At 43.0% G+C, this 25409-nt stretch carries 21 protein-coding genes; 10 read left to right on the top strand and 11 right to left on the bottom strand.

Annotated elements, in window-relative coordinates:
• Positions 1-30: 30 nt before the first annotated feature.
• Together uvrA and pheS are read right to left on the bottom strand one after the other, a co-directional pair.
• Positions 31-2919: an excinuclease ABC subunit UvrA gene (gene uvrA / locus IPL35_00720; protein ID MBK8442011.1), complete on the bottom strand. Its 2889-nt coding sequence runs from the start codon at positions 2917-2919 to the stop codon at positions 31-33.
• Between the two features lie 78 nt (positions 2920-2997).
• Positions 2998-4017 (bottom strand): phenylalanine--tRNA ligase subunit alpha, encoded by a 1020-nt coding sequence (gene pheS / locus IPL35_00715; protein ID MBK8442010.1) that lies wholly within the window; start codon positions 4015-4017, stop codon positions 2998-3000.
• 366 nt (positions 4018-4383) lie between these two features.
• Here pheS and IPL35_00710 point away from each other — a divergent pair, with 366 nt between their 5' ends.
• From IPL35_00710 to IPL35_00685, 6 genes are all read left to right on the top strand, one after another.
• The gene (locus IPL35_00710) at positions 4384-5013 is read left to right on the top strand and encodes a deoxynucleoside kinase (protein ID MBK8442009.1); all 630 of its coding nucleotides are present in this window, start codon (positions 4384-4386) and stop codon (positions 5011-5013) included.
• A 112-nt stretch (positions 5014-5125) separates the two neighbouring features.
• A complete protein-coding gene (locus tag IPL35_00705) occupies positions 5126-5884 on the top strand; it encodes a phosphatase PAP2 family protein (GenBank protein MBK8442008.1) in 759 nt (252 codons plus the stop codon).
• Between the two features lie 114 nt (positions 5885-5998).
• On the top strand, positions 5999-6685 hold the full coding sequence (locus tag IPL35_00700; protein ID MBK8442007.1) for an FKBP-type peptidyl-prolyl cis-trans isomerase: 687 nt from the start codon (positions 5999-6001) through the stop codon (positions 6683-6685).
• 209 nt (positions 6686-6894) lie between these two features.
• Positions 6895-8289: an NAD(P)(+) transhydrogenase (Re/Si-specific) subunit beta gene (locus tag IPL35_00695; GenBank protein MBK8442006.1), complete on the top strand. Its 1395-nt coding sequence runs from the start codon at positions 6895-6897 to the stop codon at positions 8287-8289.
• Between the two features lie 51 nt (positions 8290-8340).
• The gene (locus tag IPL35_00690; GenBank protein MBK8442005.1) at positions 8341-8601 is read left to right on the top strand and encodes a hypothetical protein; all 261 of its coding nucleotides are present in this window, start codon (positions 8341-8343) and stop codon (positions 8599-8601) included.
• Between the two features lie 21 nt (positions 8602-8622).
• Positions 8623-9420: a transporter gene (locus tag IPL35_00685; GenBank protein MBK8442004.1), complete on the top strand. Its 798-nt coding sequence runs from the start codon at positions 8623-8625 to the stop codon at positions 9418-9420.
• 21 nt (positions 9421-9441) lie between these two features.
• Here IPL35_00685 and IPL35_00680 read toward each other — a convergent pair whose 3' ends face one another.
• From IPL35_00680 to IPL35_00645, 8 genes are all read right to left on the bottom strand, one after another.
• The gene (locus IPL35_00680) at positions 9442-10062 is read right to left on the bottom strand and encodes a hypothetical protein (protein ID MBK8442003.1); all 621 of its coding nucleotides are present in this window, start codon (positions 10060-10062) and stop codon (positions 9442-9444) included.
• A 92-nt stretch (positions 10063-10154) separates the two neighbouring features.
• Positions 10155-10865, bottom strand: a complete 711-nt coding sequence (locus tag IPL35_00675; GenBank protein ID MBK8442002.1) for a TolC family protein — start codon at positions 10863-10865, stop codon at positions 10155-10157.
• Complete coding sequence (locus tag IPL35_00670; protein ID MBK8442001.1) at positions 10866-11765, bottom strand: glycosyltransferase family 2 protein; 900 nt, start codon at positions 11763-11765, stop codon at positions 10866-10868.
• 103 nt (positions 11766-11868) lie between these two features.
• Complete coding sequence (locus IPL35_00665) at positions 11869-13332, bottom strand: O-antigen ligase family protein (protein MBK8442000.1); 1464 nt, start codon at positions 13330-13332, stop codon at positions 11869-11871.
• A 166-nt stretch (positions 13333-13498) separates the two neighbouring features.
• Positions 13499-14170 carry an acyltransferase gene (locus IPL35_00660; protein ID MBK8441999.1) on the bottom strand — a complete coding sequence of 224 codons (672 nt, stop codon included), beginning with the start codon at positions 14168-14170 and terminating at the stop codon, positions 13499-13501.
• Between the two features lie 122 nt (positions 14171-14292).
• Entirely contained in the window at positions 14293-16485 is a 2193-nt protein-coding gene (locus tag IPL35_00655; GenBank protein MBK8441998.1) for an AAA family ATPase, read from the bottom strand.
• Positions 16486-16714: 229 nt separating this feature from the next.
• Positions 16715-17464 (bottom strand): class I SAM-dependent methyltransferase, encoded by a 750-nt coding sequence (locus IPL35_00650; protein MBK8441997.1) that lies wholly within the window; start codon positions 17462-17464, stop codon positions 16715-16717.
• Positions 17465-17563: 99 nt separating this feature from the next.
• Positions 17564-19219 (bottom strand): S41 family peptidase, encoded by a 1656-nt coding sequence (locus IPL35_00645; protein ID MBK8441996.1) that lies wholly within the window; start codon positions 19217-19219, stop codon positions 17564-17566.
• Positions 19220-19505: 286 nt separating this feature from the next.
• Here IPL35_00645 and IPL35_00640 point away from each other — a divergent pair, with 286 nt between their 5' ends.
• From IPL35_00640 to IPL35_00630, 3 genes are read left to right on the top strand one after another with little or no spacing between them, the layout of a single operon-like run.
• The gene (locus IPL35_00640; GenBank protein MBK8441995.1) at positions 19506-20744 is read left to right on the top strand and encodes an autotransporter outer membrane beta-barrel domain-containing protein; all 1239 of its coding nucleotides are present in this window, start codon (positions 19506-19508) and stop codon (positions 20742-20744) included.
• Between the two features lie 30 nt (positions 20745-20774).
• Complete coding sequence (locus tag IPL35_00635) at positions 20775-21833, top strand: imelysin (GenBank protein ID MBK8441994.1); 1059 nt, start codon at positions 20775-20777, stop codon at positions 21831-21833.
• 13 nt (positions 21834-21846) lie between these two features.
• A complete protein-coding gene (locus IPL35_00630) occupies positions 21847-23220 on the top strand; it encodes a thiol oxidoreductase (protein MBK8441993.1) in 1374 nt (457 codons plus the stop codon).
• Positions 23221-23472: 252 nt separating this feature from the next.
• Here IPL35_00630 and IPL35_00625 read toward each other — a convergent pair whose 3' ends face one another.
• Positions 23473-24630 (bottom strand): homogentisate 1,2-dioxygenase, encoded by a 1158-nt coding sequence (locus IPL35_00625; GenBank protein MBK8441992.1) that lies wholly within the window; start codon positions 24628-24630, stop codon positions 23473-23475.
• A 147-nt stretch (positions 24631-24777) separates the two neighbouring features.
• On the opposite strand from IPL35_00625, the gene IPL35_00620 reads away from it, so the two are divergent.
• Complete coding sequence (locus tag IPL35_00620) at positions 24778-25359, top strand: MarC family protein (GenBank protein ID MBK8441991.1); 582 nt, start codon at positions 24778-24780, stop codon at positions 25357-25359.
• The last annotated feature ends 50 nt before the right edge of the window (positions 25360-25409 follow it).

Genomic DNA, 25409 nt, shown 5'->3' with positions numbered 1-25409 from the left:
AATAATACAAAAAATACAATATCATCAGCATTAAGATGCTTGTTCCGTGCCCTGCATCTGCAACAATTCCTCTTTTAAAAATTGCCCTGTATAGCTTTCTGCACATTCAGCGAGGGCTTCGGGTGTACCCGCAAACAAAATTTCGCCGCCGCCTTTGCCACCTTCTTTGCCCATATCCACCACATAATCCGCCACTTTAATAATGTCTAAATTATGCTCAATCACCACTACTGTATTGCCTTTGTCTGCCAATTTTTGCAATACTTCCAGCAGCATACGGACATCTTCAAAGTGCAAGCCGGTGCTGGGTTCATCTAAAATATACAGCGTTTTGCCGCTTGCCCGTTTGCTCAGTTCTGCTGCCAATTTGATGCGTTGCGCTTCGCCGCCGGAAAGGGTAGTAGCTGCCTGTCCCAAAGTGATATAACCCAAACCCACCTCCTGCAACGTTTTTATCTTTTGGGCAATTTTCGGAAAATGTTCAAAAAAATCTAGTGCTTCGTGTACATTCATATTCAGCACATCGTTGATGGATTTTCCTTTGTAGCGCACTTCCAAGGTTTCGCGGTTGTAGCGTTTGCCTAAGCAGGTTTCGCACAATACGCTCACATCGGGCAAAAAATTCATAGCGATGATGCGCATACCGCCGCCTTCGCAGGTTTCGCAGCGTCCGCCTTTCATATTAAACGAAAAACGCCCTGCTTTATAGCCGCGCACTTGCGCTTCGGGTAGTTTGGCGTATATATTGCGTATTTCATCAAACAATTTGATATAAGTAGCCGGATTGGAGCGCGGTGTTCTGCCGATAGGCGATTGGTCTATTTCAATAATTTTATCCAAATGCTCCAGACCTTCTATGCTGTCGTAATTCAAAGCTGCTCTTTTGGAACGGTAAAAATGCTGCATCAGTACCGGATACAGCGTGTCGGTAATGAGCGAAGATTTTCCGCTGCCCGATACACCCGTAATGGCGATGAAAGTGCCAAGCGGCAAATGCAAATCTATGTTTTTGAGATTATGACCGCGTGCGCCCCGCAATATCAGGGTTTTGCCGTTGCCGTTTCGTCTTTCGTGGGGTAGCTCAATGTCTTTGCGGCGGCTCAGATAGTCGGCGGTGAGGCTGTGTTGCTGCCGAAATTGTGCTGCTGTGCCTTCATTCACCACTTTTCCGCCCAAAATTCCCGCACCCGGTCCCAAATCCACGATATGGTCGGCAGCGAGCATAATGTCGCGGTCGTGTTCTACCACCAAAACCGTATTGCCGCTGTCGCGGAGGTTTTTGAGCGAATGAATGAGGCGGTGGTTGTCGCGCTGATGCAAACCAATACTCGGCTCGTCGAGGATATAAGTGATGCCCACCAACTGCGAGCCGATTTGTGTGGCGAGGCGAATACGCTGGCTTTCGCCGCCCGACAAAGAAGCGGTGGGGCGGTTGAGGCTCAGATAATCCAAACCCACATTGAGCAAAAACTCTAAACGGGCGCGTATTTCTTTGAGCAAATCGTGAGCAATGCTGCGCTGGCGTTCGCTGAGGCGCGGTTCTATGTCTTTGAACCATTCATACAAAACCGACAAATCCATCTCTACCAGTTCGGCAATATTTTTACCGTCTATTTTATAATAACGCGCTTCTTGCTTGAGGCGCGTGCCGCCGCAATCATCACAGCGCAAATGGCGAATATATTGCTCCGCCCACCGTTGCAAAGATTGAGCGTCATTATCCTGCGAGCAGCGCAACACTATATTGCAAAGCCCTTCAAACTCCAAATCGTACCAGCGTTTTGTGCCATATCCGATGGTTTCTGTAACAGGCTGTCCTTTTTCAGAGCCGTATAAAATCAAATCCAAAGCCGCTTTTGGCAGTTGTTCAATGGGCTGTTTGAGGCTGAATTGATATTTGGCGGCTAATGCCTTGATTTTTGCATAGGTATAAGTGTCGCGCTCTTCGCCCAAAGGAGCTAAACCGCCAACTTCGATGGAAAGGGTGGGGTCGGGGATAATCAAATCCAAATCTGCTTTTGGAATACGCCCCAGACCTTTGCATACAGGGCAAGCACCATAAGGCGAGTTGAAAGAAAAGGTATTGGGCGAAGGTTCTTCGTAGGCGATGCCGCTATCGGCACACATGAGGTTTTTGGAAAGTGTTTTTAAGTCGCCGCCCTGATGTGTCTGTACCATTACAATATCTTTACCCGAATGCAAAGCTCTTTGCAGCGATTCGCGCAAGCGCAGATGATTTTTTTCTTCTACCGTAAAACGGTCTATCACCACTTCAATGTCGTGAACTTTGTAACGGTCGAGTTGCATTTTGGGGACAATTTCCAGCATTTCGCCGTCCACGCGCACCCGCACATAGCCTTGTTTGCGAATTTGCTCAAACAATTCGCGGTAGTGTCCTTTGCGTCCTTTTACCAAGGGTGCTAATAATACAATGGCTTGTTGTGCATAGTGTGTGGAGATAAATTCTATCATTTGCGCTTCGCTGAAACGCACCATTGGCTTGTTGGTGATGTAGGAATAGGCATCGGCGGTGCGGGCATACAGGAGGCGCAGAAAATCGTAGAGTTCGGTGACAGTACCTACTGTTGAGCGCGGATTGCGGTTGGTGCTTTTTTGTTCAATGGACACCACCGGCGTAAGTCCGTTGATTTTTTCTACGTCAGGACGCTCAAAGCCACCTACAAACTGACGGGCATAAGCCGAAAAGCTTTCCATATAGCGGCGTTGTCCTTCGGCGAAGATGGTATCGAAGGCGAGAGACGACTTGCCGCTGCCACTAATGCCGGTAATGACACACAAACTATTGCGCGGCAGTTGTACATTGATGTTTTTGAGGTTATGCACCTTTGCGCCCACCACTTCTATGGCTTCTATTTCTTGTTTGGTGGCGGTAGGAGCTGACGTATTTTTTTTAGCCACTGTTGATTTTTAATAAAAATGATATTGCTCTGCCATCATAACAACAAGTACAGAGCTAATGTTTTTTTAACAAAAAAACTATATGCCTGCAAATTGTTTTAAGAAGCGCAAATCATTCTCAAAAAAGTGGCGTATGTCGTTGATGCGATATTTCAGCATAGCAATGCGCTCGATGCCCATACCAAAGGCGAAACCTGTATAGCGATTGGAGTCAATGCCGCAGTTGTCGAACACATTGGGATCTACCATACCGCAGCCGAGAATTTCTACCCAGCCGCTGTGTTTGCACACATTGCAACCTTTTTGGTGGCAGATAAAACAGCTTACGTCCATTTCTGCCGAAATTTCGGTGAAGGGAAAATAACTCGGACGGAAACGGATTTTGGTGTCTTTGCCAAACATTTCCTGTGCGAAATAAAACAAAGTTTGTTTGAGGTCGGCGAGGGACACGTTTTCGGCAACGAACAAGCCCTCTACTTGATGAAATTGGCAATGAGAGCGTGCAGAGATGGTTTCGTTGCGATATACGCGTCCGGGCATAATAGCGCGGATAGGCGGTTGGCTTTTTTCCATCAGGCGCACCTGCACCGATGAGGTATGTGTGCGCAATGCCATTTGCTCGTCAATAAAAAAGGTGTCTTGCATATCGCGGGCGGGGTGCTCCGGCGGAAAGTTGAGTGCTGTGAAGTTGTGCCAGTCGTCTTCTATTTCGCGGTCTTCTTCAATGACAAAACCCAAACGGCGGAAAATATTGCAGACTTCGTTGCGCACCGCCGAAATGGGGTGGCGGGTGCCCATACTGAAAGCGGCGGGCAGCGAAAGGTCGGGAATGTCGGTTTGGCGTTTTGCCGAAGCGAGTTTTTTCTTTTCCGTTTCGTGGCGTTGTTCGGCGTTTTGTTTGGCGGTATTGAGCAGTTGCCCGAATTCTTTTTTGAGGTCGGGGCTTACGTTGCGCATTTCACCGAATAAATCTTTTAGTTCGTTTTTACTACCCAAATAGGCAATACGAAACTGTTCTAAAGAGGCGGCATCGCTGATGGGATATTGTGCAATTTCGGCAATTTTTTGATGTACGGCTGCTAAGAGTTCCTGACTCATGAGGGTATTTTTGTGTTAAAAAAAACAGAATCCAAACTATTTTTAGAAAGGGTAAAATTAGTGATAAAAGTAAGATAGTTAGCTTTTTTAAGCTGCTGTATTGTTTTTATATTGTTTTGGCTTGCAATCCGGCGAGTCTGGCAGGTTTTATACCTAAATTCTAATATTTTATAATAATGTCTTGATTACAAAATATTACTTTATTTATATAAAAAACTTTACGCTTGCTTTTTGTTTTAAAACACAGGATAAAGTCCGGTTTTTTTTCATTTTATTGATAAAATTAACTGTATCGTATCAGGGCTTTTACCTATCTTTGCACGAACAGGATTTATTTTTCTTTCATTAAAAAGCGCACATTTACCTTTGGAACGCCCCATTAAACACATCGGTATTTCCGGTAATATAGGAGCCGGAAAAACAACTTTAGCCGAACTGCTGGCAAAACATTTCGGGTGGGAGACCCACTTTGAAGATGTAGAAATTAATCCGTATTTGCAGGATTTTTATAACGATATGCCGCGCTGGTCGTTCAATTTGCAGGTGTATTTTCTGAACAGCCGCTTTCGGCAGGTATGCGATATTAATACGGGGGATAAAACGGTGGTGCAAGACCGTACTATCTATGAAGATGCGCTTATTTTTGCGCCCAACCTGCACCACATGGGACTGATGAGCAGCCGCGATTTCAATAATTATACGTCTTTGTTTCTGCTCATGACGCAGTTTATTACACCTCCCGATTTGCTCATTTATATCCGCGCTTCGGTGCCCAAATTGGTGAGCCAAATTCAAAAAAGAGGTCGTGCTTATGAAGAAAACCTGCGTATGGATTATCTCAAACGCCTCAACGAATACTACGAACAATGGATAGGCAATTATAAAGAGGGCGAATTGCTGATTGTAGATATTGATGAATTGGATTTTGCCGAAAATCAAGAGGATTTAGGCAAAATAATTAATATGGTGTCGGCTAAATTGTTTGGTTTGTTTTAAACTACATTTTTTGGCGTTATTTTTTTACTTTAATTTTTTCTCTAAGTCCGGCATGTTTTTATATTTTCGCTTTTTGCTGCTTTGCGAATGTATTTTTTTGTTGTTGATAAATATGTCGGCACTGGCTCAAAGCCCCCGCAGCCCTTATGTATTAGACCGCCGCAAAGATTTGTGGGTATATGGCGGCAGTGCTGTGGGGTTTGGTGTGGCGCAATGGATAAAATATGTGATGCCGCCTTTGAGCGAAACTGATGTGGAGGCTCTTGACCCCAACAAAGTATGGAAACCTGACCAAAGAGCTTTGGATAATTTGTCGCCGACTTACAAAAAACGCAGCGACTATTTGGCGGCTTCGGCTTTTGTGCTGTCGCCGGCTTTGCTGTTGTCGCCGCGTGTGCGCGAAGATGTGCTCACGGTAGCTACTTTGGGTTTGGAGGCGGTATTTGTCACCAATGCCCTCACCCATCTTTCCAAAAGCATCGCCAAGCGTCCGCGTCCTTTTGCTTATAATGAGTGGGTGGCGATGAGCCGCAAAACCACCAAATATGCGCGGTGGTCTTTTTTTTCGGGGCATACTTCCAATGCGGCGGCGATAAGTTTTTTCTGTGCCCGCGTATATGCCGATTATCACCCACGCTCTATTCATCGTCCTTTTGTGTATTTGGCGGCAGCCGCTTTGCCGGCGGCAGTGGGCACTTATCGTTATTTGTCGGGAGAGCATTTTGCCTCCGATGTAGTAGTGGGCTATGTGGTAGGAGCAGCTTGCGGTTATCTGATTCCGGCTTTGCATCACCGCGACAGTCGTTGGCAACTGTTCAGCATTGCCCCTGCTTATGAAGGAAAAGGTGTGGTCTGTCAATTATCTTTTTAACTTTGCCGTCCACAATTTTTGTTTATACCTGTCGTTATTTGCATTTCAACAGAAAAAATACATTTTATTTATAAAAAAATACCCAATCATTATTTTATCCTCCAACCAACAAACATGAATTTAAAAACAATATTATTGACAGGCGGATTGTGGCTGAGTGCTTGCAGCACCGCACTTTTTGCTCAACAAAACACATCAAACATGAACGATACCCAAAAAGCGAGCTATGCTTATGGCGTAAATTTGGCACGCGGACTGAAAAGTCAAGGAGCAACCGACATCGACAGCGAGCAATTATTGCGCGGATTTGTAGATGCGCAAGGCGGCAAATCTTTGCAATTTTCCGAAGCAGAAATGAATACATTTTTGCAGACCTATTTTACGGCGGCACAGGCACGTCTCAAAGAAATCAACAAGCAAGAAGGTATGGCTTTCTTAGCTGAAAACGGCAAAAAAGTAGGCGTGGTGACCACCGCCAGTGGCTTGCAGTATCAAATTTTGAAGGAGGGTAATGGACCTAAACCTTCGGCTACAAGTACGGTTTCTACGCACTATCACGGCACTTTGATTGACGGCACTGTATTCGACAGCTCGGTGGAACGTGGACAGCCCGCTTCTTTTCCGGTGAATCGTGTGATAGCAGGCTGGACAGAAGCCTTGCAACTGATGCCCGTTGGTTCAAAATGGCGTTTGTTTATTCCGTCAAATTTGGCGTATGGCGAGCGCGGCGCAGGTGACGACATCGGACCCAACACTGCCCTTATTTTTGATGTAGAATTATTGGCTATCGAAAAGCCTTAATGAGATAATAATACAGAGGTATCAATGATTTGATACGATATGCTGCTGCTTTGTGTAAATAACAGAGCAGCAGTTTTTTATTTGCCAAAAACGACCTAATTTTGGTAAGAAAAAAATACTTGAAAATATTTTTTAAAATTTCTATTCCTTCTTTTTCCAAATAAATTGTAACTTGCTCGGCAACAGCTATTTTACTCAAAATATATTGTATGAATACACTCATATCTATTGCCTATCTGATAGCCTCCGTATTATTTATTGCAGGTATCAAAAAATTAGGAAAAACCAACACCGCCCGCGAAGGAAATTTTTATTCTATGTTGGCAATGCTCATAGCGATTGTTGCTACGATGGTGCAGGTGGGATTGGCGAGTGTTCCTGAAATTTTAGTGGCGATGCTCATTGGCAGTGTGGTGGGAGTTATTGCAGGGCAGCGGATACAAATGACCAAAATGCCGGAGATGGTGGCACTTTTTAATGGTTTTGGCGGCTTGGCTTCGGTATTGGTGGCACTTTCGGATTATTGGCTGCGGGTGATGGAGGTGCATAATCCACCGGATACTATTACTTTAATCAGTATTATTTTGAGTATTTTTATCGGTGCTCTTACACTGACAGGCTCTTTGGTGGCTTTTGGCAAACTCAACGGCAGTATTTACGGCGGTTCGGTGCAATTCAAGGGGCAGCATTTGCTGAATTTATTGCTGTTTATCGGCAGTATTGCCGCTTCTGTATTGCTGGTGCTGCAAGTGGAGCAAAGCCTGTGGCTGTGGATTATTTTGGCTGTTTCTTTATTGTTGGGCATACTCACCGTCATTCCTATCGGCGGGGCGGATATGCCGGTGGTTATTTCTTTGCTCAACTCGTATTCGGGTATGGCGGCTTGCGCCACAGGATTTGTACTCAGTAATAATGTACTCATTATTGCGGGTGCATTGGTCGGTACTTCGGGAATTATCCTCACCGATATTATGTGCAAAGCGATGAACCGCTCGCTGATTAGTGTGCTTTTGGGAGGTTTCGGGCAAACAACAGGTACGGATACGGGCGGCGGCAAAGGCAGTGATATTGCAGTAAAAGAAGTGGGCATAGAAGAAACCGCTTTGATTTTAGATGCTGCTTCGTCGGTGCTGATAGTACCGGGCTACGGAATGGCGGTGGCGCAAGCACAACATGTAATGCGCGAATTGATGGAATTATTGGAAAAACGCAATATCAGTGTCAAATTCGCCATTCATCCGGTGGCAGGACGTATGCCGGGTCATATGAACGTATTACTCGCAGAAGCCAATGTGCCTTATGATAAACTCATGGAAATGGAGCTGATTAACGATGAATTTTCCAATACCGATGTAGCCATTGTAATAGGAGCAAATGATGTGGTCAATCCGGCGGCACGCACTAATCCCAACAGCCCTATTTACGGAATGCCCATCTTAAATGCCGACAAAGCGCGCACCGTTATTGTGAGCAAACGCAGTATGGCGGCAGGCTATGCCGGTATTGAAAACGAACTCTTCGGCTATCCCAATTGCTTGATGCTTTTCGGCGATGCAAAAGCGACTTTTACAAAAGTTGTAAATGAATTGAAAGAGATGAAATAAAATAAATATTCTACTTTTGTACCTTCTTTCATTAATTTGTTTTTAATAAATATGAAATTTTATAATAAAATTTTATTATTTACGGCTTTCTTTTTGCTCCATCATTACGCTACCTACAGTCAGGGCTGTATAGCTATACGGGCTTGTGGCGGCTCATTGGGTACTGCCCCCAATTTGGCTAAAGGCGATTTTGCTGTACAAACCAATTACCGCTATTTTAAGTCATTTCGTCATTTTCGCGGCGACCACGAAGAGGCTGAACGAGTAGAAGCGGGGACGATAATCAATAAGTCGCATTTTGGACACTTTTAGGTTCCCGCCCGCTGCTGTACCTTGTCAATCCCACCGTTCCAACCCGGCAATCCTCCCAACGGATTGGGCGAACGGCATACAACTCAATCGCAGGGATTGGCAGATATTCGTCTTGCGGGAGGCTATTGGCTTTTTAATCCACAGACACACCCTTTTAATTATTCGGTAGCGGTGGGCATAAAGTTACCGACAGGGAAATATGATTATACAGATACTTTTTATAATCAGGGTACCAATAAAGACCAAGATATAGAAGCTGTGGTAGACCAATCTATTCAACCGGGTGATGGTGCTTATGGTTTTACGATAGATGTGCAAGGATTTCATCCTCTATCCCAACATTTTGTGTGGAGCAGTAATTTATATTATATGTTAAGCCCACAAGAAAGCAATGGTATGCTTACCCGCACCGGAACGAGTGAATACTCCTGTCCTGATCAGTTTTCGGTACGTACCGGTATTTTTTATAATGCTTTTTCTAATTGGAATGCCTTTTTGGGAATGCGTTGTGAAGGAGTCCCTTCTAAAGATATAATCGGTGGCAGCGACGGTTTCAGAAGACCCGGCTATGCAGTATCGGCAGAACCGAGCATCGGCTACAACAAAAATAGATTAGCTCTACAATTAAGTGTTCCGTTTGCCCTGTATCGCAACCGCACACAGAGCTATTTGGATAAACAAAGAACGGAAGAAACCGGTGTTTATACACAGGGCGATGCTGCCTTTGCAGATTATTTAATTAATGTCAATGCAGCTTATCGGTTTAGTAAAAATCATAAAAAAATGAAATTACTTCCGACAAAAACAGAAAATGAATAATAAATAAATATTTTTTCGGTATCAGATAACATTGCGCAGGCTGCGGTAGCTCAAAATGGAGCAATACGCCAACCAAGCCGTGATGCCGAAAAATTTATTCACATCTTCCAATAAATATGCTCCTCGGCTATTATTACAAAAGCCGGTGTCGAAGCACAGCGACATTGCAAAAAAACTGATAGATAAAAGCAGCAAGCCGTAGGGTGTAAAATTCCATAGCGTGCGGTATGCAAAAATGATAATAACAAAAATAGCGGCATAAGCACAATACAACACTTCCTGCGGAATGTGCAGGTAGTTCGGAAATACATCTTCGTGGATTTGAAACAAATCATCAAAGCATAATATCAACGAGAATACAGACAAAGTTGCCAGCATTTTTGTTAAAAGACCTTGTGTATGATTGTTGCGGTTGAGTACGATTGATGCTAAAGCACTTACGGCGGCGGCGGCACTCCACATCAAAATACCGATATTGGAAATAAATCCTACATAAAAGGGTTGTTTACATAGCGCATTGCTATCCAACAACAATTGCCAGCGCGGTACTTTATTTTGCCACAGTGCTATCAGTATGATGAATAAGGCGGGTAACAAAAAATAAAGTGCAGGCAACAGGGAAAATGAGTAGCGGCGTTTCATAGAAAAAGTAAATCTATAAAAAAAAACAGACTATTCGGGTAATAATTTTTTATAACCCGAATAGTTTTTCTACACAAAAATAAAAGAGATTTTTATTTTACTTCTTCCAATTTTACGCCAATCAACTCTTCCAAATTCAATTTGGCGATGGCTACATCGGTTTCGGCACGGATTTTTGCTTCTTGGGCATCGTTGTAAATATCGGCAGACTGATTGTATTCTTCCAAAGTGGCATCACCTTGTTTGAATTTTTGCGACAATAAAGTGTAGGTATTGTAAGTATCATCTACGGCTTGCAGGCGCACTTTCAAAATATCCATCGCCCCCAAATACAGGCGGTAGCGGCGGAGGGTTTCGGCACGAACGAACAATTTTTGTTCATTGATATCATTTTTGGCAATGTCAATATGTTCTTTGGCAATTTTGAGTTCGCGTTTTCTGCCTACTATCGTTCCCAAATCCACGCCCAAAGATACCGTTACCAAAGGAAAGAAAATATTTTCCTGTGAGTTGGAATGCAAAAGGCGGTCGGTGAGATTGACACTCGCTTTAAAATCTTTCGCCCAATCCCATTTTGCCAATTCGCGGCGTTCTTGTTCCATGCGCAATTTGCTTTCAAAATTTCTGTTTTCCGGATAATTTTTCCAAGCCAATTGCACCAATTGTTCTTCAAATTCGCGCGGTTTTTGGTTAATGGGCGCAACAATGCGGTCGTAGTCAATGCTTTGTGCTTGTAGGCTATTGCAGTACAAAATGCCCACTAAACCACACAATAAGACACTTACAAAAATATTTTTTATCATTTAACGTGGTTTGAAAGTGTAATCTTTCACCGGAAAGAGATAGCCGTAGATACGCCCCAGCTGCCCCGATACGCGGCGCAGGAAAGCGACACTCAAACTGCCGTCTTCGAGGAGGCGGCGGTCGGTTGTCCATACCCAAGCCCCTTGGTCGTTGATGCGTTTAATATTGCCTACTTGCTTGAGCAGCATACCCATCCAGCCGTCTTCCCACACTTTGCGTTTGGTATTGTAGCCGCCTACCTGAATGCCATCGGCACGGCGAAACGAAAAATTGAAGCCCATTACATTAAAATATTCTTTGTGCGGCATACGCATACGAAATATTACTTCCGCCATCATTTCATAAAAACCCAAAGAAATACGATTATTTTGGGTAGGAATAAAAGAGTATCTGCCATAAGAACAGGAAACAGTTTTATCTTGCAGCATCGCAACGTGTGCATCTACCCAAGTTTCGGGGTAAATGGAGTCGGAGTCGGCATTGACGATATACTCGCCCCGCGCCCGCTCCAAACCGCTTTGGCGTGCAAAACTGACCCCCTGCAATTTTTCCAAATAGCTGTTTACCTCCAACAAGTCCAATATTTCTTGTGTGGCATCGGTGGAGTTGTTGTTGATGACGAATAGCTCGGTGGGAAAATTGGTTTTTATTTTAGATATTGATGAAAGTGTTTTCATCAAATACCCTTCTTCGTTATAAGCGGGTATAATAATAGACACGACCGGATTTTCAACGTTTTTAAAACGTTTCAATCCTTCTTTAATTTCTTGTATGCGCTCAATCGGAGTTTCTCTCCAATTATCGGGCAGACTGTAGTGATATTTCACCCAGCCGGGTATTAGAAAACGGCTCATCATAGGTTGTTCATTTTCTTCTATGTCATGCAAGGGTTGTGCCATTTTACTCCTGATTGTAAAGTTTTTGACAATGGTAGCCGAATATTCTGATAGTATTGTATTTCAACGACATATATAGTAGTATTGACCTCAATTATTTTTTTAGTCACACCCTATCAAAGTCTTTTAAACGCACCAATGCAGCGACGGCTATAAAATAGATTAAGCTATTTGGCACCAAAATTACGGCTTCTTGTGGATAATTTGCTATAGTAAGTGTAAAAATTAGACATAAAAAGGCTTGATAGAGGTTTTTTATTTCAGGATTGCGCACACGCATGTAATTATAGATGCCTACTTGCAGCACTAAAAAGAACATTAAGCAATAAATTAGTAGCCCTAACCAGCCCAATTCTACGGCGATGCGCACAAAGCCGCTGTCGGGCGGAAACTTTGCTAAGATAAAATCGGGAGCAAAGCGTTTGCCCCATTCGCCGCTACTGCCCAAGCCGCCGCCCATAACGTGTTCCTGTATAAAAGGTTGTATTCTTTTCTGGTTATTGAGACGCAGCTCAAAAGATTTGTCTTCTGAGCCTTTGAAAGCCGACTGAAAACGATATAGCTCAACATTGCCCGTAGGCACTAAAATTAAAGCCACAAAACCCAATGCGCCAATGGCAGTGAGCAGCACGTTGCGAAAATTAGGGTTGAGGAGTACATAAAACAATGCACCGACGGGCAGCATAGCATAAGCGGTGCGTGTTCCTGAAAATACCATCGCCGCCAACAACAGCATAATAACGGGAATGAGCCATATTTTGTAGCGCAGCCGATAAGTACCCATCACCAATACGGTGCAGAAAACAGCCATAGCAGCGCACATAATACCAAAAGTGGTAGGGTCGGAGAGGAAAGAGAAACGACGGAAGCGTCCCCATTGAAAAATCAATTCCATGCGGTCGGGCACTTGATAGAGCCACGCCATTTCTGCCGCATTAAAACCGAAAATTTCTTGCCAGATGCCATAGCAAGCTGCCAGAGCTGCCCACACAATCAGCACGACCACGATGGTGCGCACCTGCCTCAACCCCGAAAAAGCGTAGGCAGCCACATAGTACATCATTACAATTGCCGCCAAACGGCGCACCGTATAGAGCCACGCCAACCGCGAAGGGGCAGTGGGATTGATAACTTCAATGACGTTGTAGCTGATCCATACCAAAATGATGAGGCTTGCCCAGGATTTCATAAAACGCCAATCGCGCTCCAATACCAAACGCAGCAACAAACCCACCAAGAGCAATAAAATGAGTGTATCCAACAAAATGCCCACCGGCGGGTCGCCGATATATTTGCCGACACCCAGTAAAAAGAAAGAAATGGATAAAGTAGCAGCAATACCGAAATTGAGGTGATACGCCGTGAGTAAGCCTATCGGTAAGCCCAATAGCCCCAGCACTATGAGCATAGAAACCGTTGTGCCGCCGCTGCCCATCACTAATGCCACCGCCAAACCCAACAGCAACAATAGTATCAAGCCCGCCATATTGTTCATTTTTTCTACAATCAGCAGACGATAGAGGCGGTTGCTCCACGATTCTTTATGTGAGTTTTTATAGATGATGCTCATAGCAACAAATAGATGAAATGATGCGGCAAAAGAAATACAATTTGTGTTTCTTTTTTATAAAAATACAATTTTTACAAAAAATGCGAAGCATACCAATAAGCAAAATATAATCAGGTAGGCTTCTATAAATTTTTCTTTCGCGCTTAATTCTTTTCCACGAAAATCTTTAGTGCTGTATTTCATTTTGATTAGGGTCTGATAATGAAGATACTTGAGTTTTTATTTTTATCCATTGTTTGCTGTCAATATCGTAGGCTTTGACAGGTTTTGCCGGATTGCCCGCTACAATGGTATAAGACGGTACATTTTTAGTGACCACGCTGCCTGCCGCCACTACCGAGTGTTTGCCGATATGTACACCGGCGGTTATAACTGCATTTGCACCAATCCAGCAGGCATCATCAATCCGAATTGCCTGCACCTGACAGGGTTGTTTGGAAATTGCCGTCATCACATCTTCGTAGCCGTGATTAAGTGCAGATACTACAACGTGTTGTGCCATAATTACTTCTTTGCCAATGTTCAGCGGTCCGATGAGTACACTTGAAATACCGATAAAAGTATGGTCGCCGATGTGCAAGCCGCCTAAACCATTGTTGAGTACGGCAAAATCTTCTACAATAGCTGCTTCGCCTAAGCTAAACGGCTGAAAAGGTACTACATCTAAACGCACGCTGCTTCGTATTTTGCTGCCTTTGCCGCGTTCGTGAATCCAAGGATTTACCAACCAAGCCACCCAACGGCGCGGGCGTGCTTCGTGTGGGCGTATCAAGCACCAATGCAAATATTTTTTGAGTTTCGGATTACTTTTTATTTTTTCTTTTAGCTGATGCAGCATAACCGGTTGAAGTTGAGGCGGAATGATATAAAATCAATAAGGAAACAAACCGCAAAGTTAGCGGCTCTTTTGCAAGAAATTACACCAATTTTTTGCAGTACTATTTTTGCCCTGCTTGTTTTTTATCTCGTTTCGGATTGATTAATCACCACACCCAGCATTTTATCTTCTTGTGTTTCTAAATAAGCCAAATTCTGGCGGTCGTTGTCGTTGAGGCTGCGCTGTGCCGACACCACCACCAATAGTTTATCTGCATATTCAAATAATTCGGCTGCATCGGGATATTCGTTAAAAGCGGGTGCTTCCATCAATATATAATCATAAAAACCGCCGATTTCCGCGAAAAAACCTTTCATATCTTTACCCGAAAATAACTCCACGGGCGACAATAAACCGCCGTTGCAACCTACTATATCCACATGCGACTCTGTGCCGCAATCGCTGATGCGCGATGATACAAATATATCGCTGAGTTTGTATTTTCTTATCAGTTCGGTATTGGCAATGGCTTGTTGCTGATGTTCGTTCATGAGCATTTGCGTCAGCGCATTATTTTTTAAATTCATATCAAAGATGAGCGTTTTTTTACCGCTCAGGCACAGTGAGTATGCCAAATTGACGATATAAAAAGTTTTTCCTTCACCTTCGTTGAGGCTCATTACTAAAATTATTCTGCCGTTGCTGTTTTCTACATGAAAGCGCGTTTTTCGGATAAACTGCTTAAATATTTCCAACTGCGTATTGGGGCTTACGCTGTGGTACAGTTTTTCTAAATCAATATTTTTGAATTTGATAGGGTTGAGCGAAGCGAGTACGGGCAAGTTACTGAATTTTTTAAATTCATTGGCATTGCGGAGGCGTTGGTCGAGCAGGATACTCAACAGTACCAATAAAGCTCCTAAAAGCAGCACTCCGATGAAGGTAAGCAGTACGATAAACCACTGTTTGTTGGGTTCGGGGGTAAACGGATATTTGCCTTCTTCTATGAACAAGAGCGTATTGACGGCACTACCCATTGATACGCGGGCATTTTCCATTTTATCTACAATTTTGCTGTATTCGTCAGAGGATACCTGCACTTGTTGTTCTAAGGTAGCTACGCGAGCTTCTTGCGAGAGCAGCGCGCCCAATTTGGTTTCTAAACGGGTGATTTCGGCATTGCTGAGGCGCGAGGCGGTGGCGGCTTCTTCGTAATCTATTTCGGCTTCTACTTTGCGCATGAGCAACTCCTGTTCGGTGGTGGCGCGGGTGCGCGTGTCGCCGGTATTGAGGGCAGCATCGCGGATTTTATCCTCCAATTGAGAGCGTATTTCGTCTAATTGGGTTTTTATTTTGGCATCTTTGGAGCCGCTTGCCACATAGCGGTTGAGGAGCGAGTCGCGGCGGCTGCGCATTTGGTCAATGGCGCGGTTTTTGGCTTGCTGCTCGGCGGTGGCGTTGTCGCCTTTTTTCATATATTTTTGATAGCTGCGCACGGCGGCTTCGCTGCTTTCGCGTTGTTTGGTGCTTTCGTCGCGGCGCACTTCCAAATCGCTCACCTGCCGCATAATAAGGTTGCGCTGCTCCTGAATATCCACAATATTATTGCGGATCTTAAAATCGTTGAGTTCTTTTACTTTGGCATCTAAAAATATTTTTTTCTCTTCGGCTTGCTTGCGAAAGAAATCGATGGATTTTTGTACACGCTGCAATTTGAGGCTGCCATAATAGCGGATAAAATCTTTTATGGCATAATTGACCACAAACTGCGACATTTCCGGATTGGGAGTAATGGCGATAACTGTTACGTTGTCGGTTTCTTTGTAGCGTTGGGCATTGATGTAGGGTTTGAGCTGCTCAGGGTGAAAACCCGCCAATTTGAGCATTTCGCCTAATACTTTATCTTGTTCTTTGTTGTAATCAAGCGGCTGCAGGGAGTCTAAGCGCATTTGCATCAATTCGGCGGCTTTGCTTACATTATGTTTCTCACGCACTTTATTAATGTTGCCAAATTGTGATTTTGGGGTGGCTACATCGTGCAAAAACAAGCGGTACGCCAAAAACGACAAGTTATTAGGCGATTTAATTTCTTCTACCAAGCTAGTAAATTTATTGTCAACGGTGTATTCCTGCACATAAGGGCGCGAAAAACCGTAATCATCTATCAGCGTAGATTTTACCTCATCAATAACGCCGGTAGCTAAGGTTGCCTCCGACTTATAAATTTTGGGTTGTTGTTGTAAAATATACCAAGCGACGAGCGCACCCAAAAGTGCAGGCAACAACATAAGCCATCGTCTGCGCCACAGCGTTTCAAAAATATATCTCACATCCATATCGTTATCGGCTGCAAATTTCTTTTAAAAAAGCGAGATTTATTTTACATCACTCGGACATACGCTGTCAAAAAGCTAAAAAGCGTGTTGAACAGGTGTGTAAATAATTACCCTTATCGGTGCAACAGCGATAATTATACCAAATTATATAAAGAGATATAAGCACAGGCAGTGCTTGGGCTTTTTCGGTAGTAAAAGAAATAATTAGAGCAAAAATAATTTTTTTATTTTATGATTTAATGGCGTGTATAATCAGTCGCTCTGCCGTAGCCGCCTGATAAGTAGTCAAGGAGTAATTTCCCCAAAGGTGTATAATTTTAAAAAAGGGCTGCAATAATTCATAAAAGTCGTTGAGTTGGAGTAACTGTACTTTTTCTTCAAAATGATATTGCTTCGTGCCATCTTCTATATCTATGGTTTTTATCACTTTATCTCCATCAATATAGCGGCGTATATAAAATATGACATTATCCAGAATTTTTGTTTCCTGCGGCACTAAATTATTGCGCACATATTCTGCATTTAGAAAATCAATGACTAAGGTGCCTTTTTCTTTCAAGTTGCAGTGTATTGCTTCTATGGTAGCCCGATTGTCGGATTTTTTATCAAAATAACCAAAACTTGTAAACAAATTGAATACGGCATCAAAAGCAGCGGCGCGGTAGGGCTGGCGCATATCGTGTATATCGAAATGGAGTTGCTCGTTTTGAAGGCGGCGGGCTTGTGCGATGCTCTGTGCCGAAAGATCAATACCGGTGACGTGATAGCCCAAGCGGTGCAGGGCGTAAGCGTGGCGACCGCTACCGCAGGCAAGGTCTAAAATATGCGCTTGCGGCTGCAAATGCAGGGCGGTGGTGAGGTGTTGCATAAAGTCGGCGGCTTCCTCTTGGCTGCGCTGCCGATACAGTAAGTGATAATAAGGCGAATCGAACCAAACACCGAACCATTCGTCAGAAGCAGGGGTAGGAGTATGGGGCATTGTGTGGCGGATATGAAACATTAATATCTTCTTTTTTTATTAGAAAAAACATACAAAAAAAGAAGCGGTTAAATTGCTGATTTTTAAAAACAAATGCCTTTATTGTCCTTTTAATAAATTATTGTAGGCGGCTTTGTCTTTGAGCAAGCGCAGTGCCTCTTTAATATATGGATTTTGGCGTAGTGTACTCTCTATGCGACCTTTGCGGAAATAATAGCGCGATACGATTTCTTCTTTCAGATAGCGTTTGATTTCTTCTTTGTTGAGTTGCAAATCTTTGGCTTTATCGTGGCGCACTTTGCTTTCCAGCGTTTGAATATCGCTTTCCAAGGAGGCGTAATATTTTTCTTTTTGCAATTTTTCTTTCAAACTTTTCAACAATAATTCACTTTCGCTGGAATAATCATATTCTTTATCCGCCAAAAAATTCATAAAATCCTGATAATCGCTATCGGTAAATTCAAATTGCGCTGCCGGTGCTATGTTGGGGTGTTTTTGGGTATAAAGGGTGGCGTATTGAAAAATGAGTTGTTTGGTATATAAACCGGCGGTAATATCGGCGAGCATACCTACATCTACTTTCATGTCGGGGTCTATGCCGCCTGCATCAAATACTTTGCGCCCTTTTTGAGTTTTGTAAGCGGTGCGCAAGGAGTCGGGAACGTGTTCTTCGGTGCCATCTTTATACTTTCCCGAATAATCAATAGCCTGTATGCAACGTCCGCTGGGCAAATAATATTTGGCATTGGTGATTTTCATTTGCGCATTGTAGCCCAAACCTTTGGTAGATTGGACCAAACCTTTTCCAAATGATTTTTCGCCGATAATGACACCTCTGTCGTAGTCTTGTATGGTGCCGGCAACAATTTCGGAAGCCGAAGCCGAGCCGCGACTGATAATTACTGCCAGTGGGAGGTCGGTGCTGAACGGGTTTTCGCGGGTGTTGTAGTTGCTTTCCCACTCGCTTTGCCTGCCTTTGGTATTCACTACTTTTGCGCCTTTATTCAAAAACAAAGCACTCATTCCCACGGCTTCGTCGAGTAAGCCGCCGGGGTTATCGCGCAAATCTAAAACAATACCATTGATGGCGTTTTTGGCTTTGAGTTCGTCGAGTGCATTGCGCACATCTTCGGCGCAGTTTTCGGTAAAGTTGGTCAGGCGCACATAGGCTACGTCGTTTTCTATCATACCGTAATACGGGATACTGCCGATTTCTACTTCTTCGCGCACGAGTGTCACGGTCATATCCTGTGGTTGTCCGGCGCGGCGAATGGTGAGGGTGATGGTAGTGCCGGGTGCGCCGCGCAGGTTTTCGCTCACTTGGTCGGTATCGCCCGATTTGATGGGTTTTCCATTAACAGCAACAATGATGTCGCCGGCGAGCAAACCGGCTTTGGCGGCAGGAAAACCATCATAAGGTTCGGCGATGATGATATAGTCGTCCATTTTTTGAATAACTGCGCCAATACCGCCATATTTACCCGTAATTTGCATTTTGTAGCCTTCTTGGTCTTCTTCGGGATAATACACCGTGTAGGGGTCGAGCGAACCGAGCATAGCGTTGATGCCGTCAGCCACGAGGCGGTTGTGGTCTAAGTTGTCCACAAACATCGCATTGAGTTCGCGGTAGAGGTCGGTGAACAAACGCAAATTTTTATTCACTTCAAAATTTTGTTCGCCCAAATTGATAAAAGAAAAAGCGGCAAAAAGGCTGCCCAAACCTATCAGTGGCACAAGACGGCGTAAATTCAACATATTTTTATTTTGCAATAAATACGAAGTAAAAAAAAACGAATGATAATAACAAAGGTATGAAAATTGGAAAAGTTTAAAACTTTTTTGTTTTCAGGTCAAATAATTTTTATAATATCTGCTGATTTTTAAAATCTAAAACGCAAATATTTTTTATTTATTGTTATAAAAAAGTTATAAAAAAAATTAAAATAGAATTAGTCTAAATAAAAATAACAATATATCTTTGCAAACAATATTTGAAGTGCAAAGAAAAATGTATAGAATACTTACTATAATCAACGTATTTATGTGTTTAAATTTAAACACATTTGCCCAAATTGACAGTCTTAGTTCAAATAAGAGGCTTGAAAAAATTGATGATGTTCTCTCAAAGTTTCAACTCAAGGGGTATGGTGCCGTAAATTACTATGCTTTTGATTGGGAAACACTTCCCGACAAACGGAACATTATTGACCCTGAGCGATTAAACCTTTATCTATATTATAAATTCACGGAAAAAATTCAGTTTAAATCCGAAATTGAATTTGAACATGGCGGAACAGGCACTACTATGGCGTTTGACCCTTTGGAGGAGTTCGGCGAATTTGAACAAGAGGTAGAGAAAGGCGGAGAAGTAGTAGTGGAGCAAATAAACCTCCTTTTTAAAATCAAAAAAGCATTTAATGTAAGGGTAGGAAAAATGCGTTTTTATATGGGCAATGCTTCCAAGCAAGACCAACCCCGAGAATATTTTACGGCATACAGGTCGGAGGTAGAAAATACCATTTTGCCTTTGGGCTGGTATGAAACAGGGTTAGAATTTAGCGGAGCTATTGCGCTTGCACCCCATCGTGAATATCCATACATTGAATATAATCTATATGTAGTCAGCGGGCTTGACAATAGCGGTTTCTCATCTCAAAACTGGATTAGAAGGGGGTATCAAACTCGTTTTTTAACCATCAATGCCAACAATTTAGCGTATGCGCTCAGGCTGGATTATATGTTTAAAAAAGATAGTTGGCTCGGCTTTAATATTTATGCAGGCAATGCCACCGGAAACAGACCCAAAAAAGATTTTACTGCCGACTCTTGGGTTACCTACGGCGATGTGCATTTTGCTTATGATGGACAGCCCTGGAGAATGAGAGCTTTCGGTATGTTGGGGCATATCCAAAACAGCGAGGCATTGAGTAAAGCAAATCAAAATTTATCCAATAATCTCAATGTAAAACGCACCCCCATTGCCAAAACCGCCGGCGGTGCATATATAGAAGCCGCCTATGATTTGCTGCACCTACTAATGCCCCAACAACAGCAAGCACCGCAATTATATGCTTTCGGGCGTGCCGAATGGTACGATGCTATGTTGAGTACCGAAGGTGTTGTTTTTGATAATCCGAGATACGAGCGAACCGTTTATACAGCCGGACTCAATTACTACCCTCACCCCAATATTGTTTTTAAAACACACTATGCGTGGCGTTTATTAGGTTCTGGAGAGAAAGAGAATACCTATACGCTGGGTTTTGGATTTGATTTTTAATTTTATCATCATCACTTGAATAAATAAAAAATGAAAAAATTTAATTTAATCTGTGCTTTTTTAGTAGTAGCCTTATTGGTTACATCTTGTAAAAAAGATGAAACGATTACGCCTACGGCTGATTATAAGGATATTCTCTCCAATATTGGAGAAAACGTAATCCTCCAAACATACGAGGACTTAGCAGCAAAAGCGCAGAATTTGTATATCGCCGCTCAAACCCTCAAAAACAACCCCACCTCGGCTAATCTTGAAGGGGCTAAAGCAGCTTGGGTAGAAACTCGTCTGCCTTGGGAGCAGTCGGAGGGCTTTTTGTTTGGTCCGGTGGAGCAGGAGGGTTTGGACCCTTCTTTAGACTCCTGGCCTGTAAATGTTACAGATTTGAATAATGTTTTATTGAGCAACAATGCGCTCACAGCAGAGTTTCTGGACCAACAAGAAGGAACATTAAAGGGATTTCATACGATTGAATTTTTGCTGTGGAGTGAAAGCAGTAATAAACAAATTGCTGATTTTACATCGCGCGAATTTGAATACCTTGTGGCGGCGGCAGAAGTATTGAGTATAGATGCGCAGGAATTATACTATTTATGGAAACCCGATGGCGAAAATTTTATAAAGAACATTTTAGATGCCGGCAACGGCAGCCAAGTGTATATCAGCCAAAAATCTGCTCTTGAAGAAATCACTAATGCTTTAATCATTATTTCCGATGAGGTTGCCAATGGAAAAATAAATGATCCTTTCAGCCAGCAGGATTTGTCTTTGGAAGAATCACGTTTTAGTGCTAATTCCAAAGCCGATTTTACCGATAATATGCGCAGCATACAAAATATTTATACCGGTAAATTCAGTACCTTCGGCAACGGAAAATCGCTCTCCACTATTGTTGGCGAAAAAAACAGTTCGGTGAATACAGAGGTTTTACAGCAAATAAATGTGGCAATTGCAGCCATAGAGAATATTCCGGGTACATTTTCAGATGCCGTGTTCAATAATCCCACTTCTGTACAAGCGGCTCAAACTGCCGTAAGAAATTTACAGAAAACATTGGAAGAAAAGGTTTTGCCGATTATCTCTAATCTTTAAACTGTTTTTTTTTATGGATAAATTACTTAAAAGTTGCTTTATTGCACTGCTACTGTTTGGTTTGGGTTGTCGTAAAGAAGACGAAAAAACTATGATTCCCGAGTCGGTTATGGCAGGAGGAGATTGTACGGTTTTCAGTACGGGTCCTGATGCTTTTACGTTTCCTTTGCCTAATTTAGATGCGTTCGGAGTGGAGCGTCATTTCTTGGCTGATGGGATATTTGGTCAGCAGTTTGTAAGTGCGCCTGCTGTTCAGTTTGGAGGGCTGGGTCCTCTTTTTAATCAAAATTCCTGTGAATCCTGCCATGTTCGCAATGGGCGCGGTATGATTCCGCAAATGGATAACGACCCGAATAGCGGACTCTTACTGCGTATTAGCTTGACCGGACAAAATGCTAATGGCGGAATTATTGCTGTTCCGGAGTTTGGCGGACAACTGCAAAATAAAGCTATTTTCGGCACAGCACCGGAAGGCAAGGTATCTAAGTCGGAAATTACACAGATTGTCAGTTTTCTTGATGGGCAGCAAGTTACTTTGCACAAACCTGCTTATACCATCACAGATACCTATTTGCCTTTATCCGGAAATGTACTTATATCACCGAGAAATGCGCCTCCTGTACATGGTTTGGGGCTTTTGGAGGCAATACCGTCATCAAGTATTATGGCACTCGCCGATGAAACCGACACTAATGGAGATGGCATCACTGGAAAACCCAACATGGTATGGGATATTTTGGAGCAAACCTTTAAATTGGGGCGTTTTGGGTGGAAAGCGGAGCAACCGACAGCCGCACAGCAAGCCGCAGGTGCTGCCCACAACGATATGGGATTGACTAGTTTTTATTTTCCCGATGAACATTGTGAAGGGCAAACGAACTGCATAGACGGAACGCAAGCCACACTTGATGTTGATGATGAAACTATATCGTTATTTGCTTTTTACTTCCAATCTTTGGCGGTGCCTGCGCAAAGAAATTATTCTGATTCGCAGGTAATACGAGGACGGGAATTGTTTAGTCAGATTGAATGTGAGAGCTGCCACACACCCAAACATACGACGGGTGTACACGAGATAGCAGCCTTATCCAATCAAACTATTTATCCTTATACGGATTTGCTTTTGCATGATATGGGCGAAGGTTTGGCAGATAATCGCCCGACATTTTTAGCTGACGGGCAAGAATGGCGGACACCCCCGCTTTGGGGAATTGGTCTCACGCACGTTATTAATCCCAATGCTACTTTTTTGCACGATGGCAGGGCAAAAACGATGGAGGAAGCTATTTTGTGGCACGGCGGAGAAGCGGAATCCAGTCAAAAAAAATATAAAAACCTGTCAAAAACGGATAGGGATAATTTGATTAAGTTTTTAAACGCATTATAAACTGAATTTATTAATAAGAAAGAAAATTTTGTTTTGACAGAAAAACAAATTGTTTAAAGTCTTAATGTTTATTTTAATCTTTTTATAGCACACCGCCTCAAAAATCAATTTTGGGGCGGTGTGGTTTTTTATAAAAAAAATCCTCATTTATTGGTAGTGTTAAATATTGAATGATAATCAATGATATAATAAATTGGAAATAATGCAATTAACTAATAACTAATCATTCAAAACTAAACACTATCCATTTATTTATCCCAACCAAGAGCGGTAATAGTCGGGATTTTCAATAGCCAAAGCAGCTTCGGTGAGCAGCAAAGGTCGGAAGGTATCCACCATCACCGCCAACTCGCGGGTTTCTTTGGCTCCGATGCTTTTTTCTATGGTGCCCGGGTGTGGTCCGTGCGGAATACCGCCCGGGTGCAGCGTAATCATACCTTTTTCAACGTGTTTGCGGCTCATAAAATCGCCATCTACATAATACAGTACCTCGTCGCTGTCGATATTGCTGTGGTTGTAGGGTGCAGGAATGGCTTGCGGGTGATAATCGTAGAGGCGCGGCACAAAGCTGCACACCACAAAAGCACGAGTATCGAAGGTTTGGTGTACGGGCGGCGGCTGATGCACTCTGCCCGTGATGGGTTCAAAATCGTGGATAGAGAGTGCATACGGATAGCTGTAGCCGTCCCAGCCTACGATATTGAACGGATGAAACGCATAATAATACGGATAGATATTGCCTTGTTTTTTTACTTTAATCAAAAATTCGCCGCTTTCGTCGTGGGTTTCGAGGGTATGTGGCGGACGAATGTCGCGCTCACAGAAAGGAGCGTGTTCTTGCAGTTGTCCGTATTTGCTCAGGTAGCGTTTCGGAAATTCTATCGGGTGAAACGACTCCACGATAAACAGGCGGTTGTCGGCGGTATGAAAATCTATTTGATAAATAGTGCCGCGCGGAATAATGAGATAATCGCCATAAGAGAAATCAATGTTGCCATACATCGTGCGCAATACGCCCGAGCCCACGTGCACAAAAATCATTTCATCAGCATCAGCATTTTTATAAAAATAATTGCGCAGCGACTGTTGCGGTGCTGCCAAAATAATATGGCAGTCGTTATTCACTAATACAGGGGTGCGGCTTTCCAAATAATCGGCTCGGGGAGCAATCTGAAAGCCGTTTAAATTGACCTGTTTCAGTTGTTTGCTGAAAGCAGTTTTAGGGGCTACGCTATACGCATCGCCTACGTTTGTAATGGCAGTAGGCGGCTGACAACTGTATAATAAGGAGTAGTTGTCGGAGAAACCTTCGGTAGAAAACAACTCTTCGGAGTAAAGTGAGCCGTCGGCTTTGCGGAATTGAGTGTGCCTTTTGTGCGGGATATTTCCCAAACGATGATAGTAGGGCATAATATGGAGATGTACGGTTGATGTGCAAGCAAAATTAAGGTTTTTTGTTGAAAGTTACCATAAAAAAATATGAACTTTGTCCCTTTCATAACCATAAAAACAGCATACTCGCGAAGTATGTTGATTATCATTAAAATATAATAAATTATGAAATTAGATATAAAAGAAATTTTGCGTGTAAGCCTTACTTTGTTTGCCGTAATTGATGTATTGGGTGCTATTCCTATTTTTTTGGATTTACGCAGTAAAACGGGCAATATCAATTCTTTGCGTGCCACTTTGGTATCGGGAGGCATTATGTTTGCATTTTTGTTTTTGGGAGCGAGTATGTTGTCGTTTTTTGGTGTCGATGTGCCTTCTTTTGCTTTGGCGGGTTCATTTATATTGTTTTTAATGGCGCTGGAAATGATTTTGGGTATTAATTTATTCCGCAGCAAAGAAGCCAGTCCCCGCACCGTGTCAGTGATGCCTATTGCTTTTCCGCTCATTGCCGGAGCCGGTACACTCACCACTATCATCACGCTCAAATCCCAATACGACCCCTACACCATTGCCATCGGCATATTGCTCAATCTTATTATTGTATATATAGTATTGCGTTTTTTGCCCCTCATTGAACGTCTGCTCGGCAATAGCGGCATTGAAGTACTGCGCCGTATTTTTGGTGTTATTTTATTGGCAATGGCGATTAAAATATTCAAAACAAATTTGCTGTGGAATGGGGTATAAAGGCTGATTTTTAGGCAACTTTATCTTATTGTTGTATAAAAGGTGTGTAT

It is taken from the genome of Sphingobacteriales bacterium, assembly GCA_016711285.1.
Taxonomy (GTDB): domain Bacteria; phylum Bacteroidota; class Bacteroidia; order Chitinophagales; family UBA2359; genus JADJTG01.
This window is presented reverse-complemented; position numbering and strand designations above follow the sequence as displayed.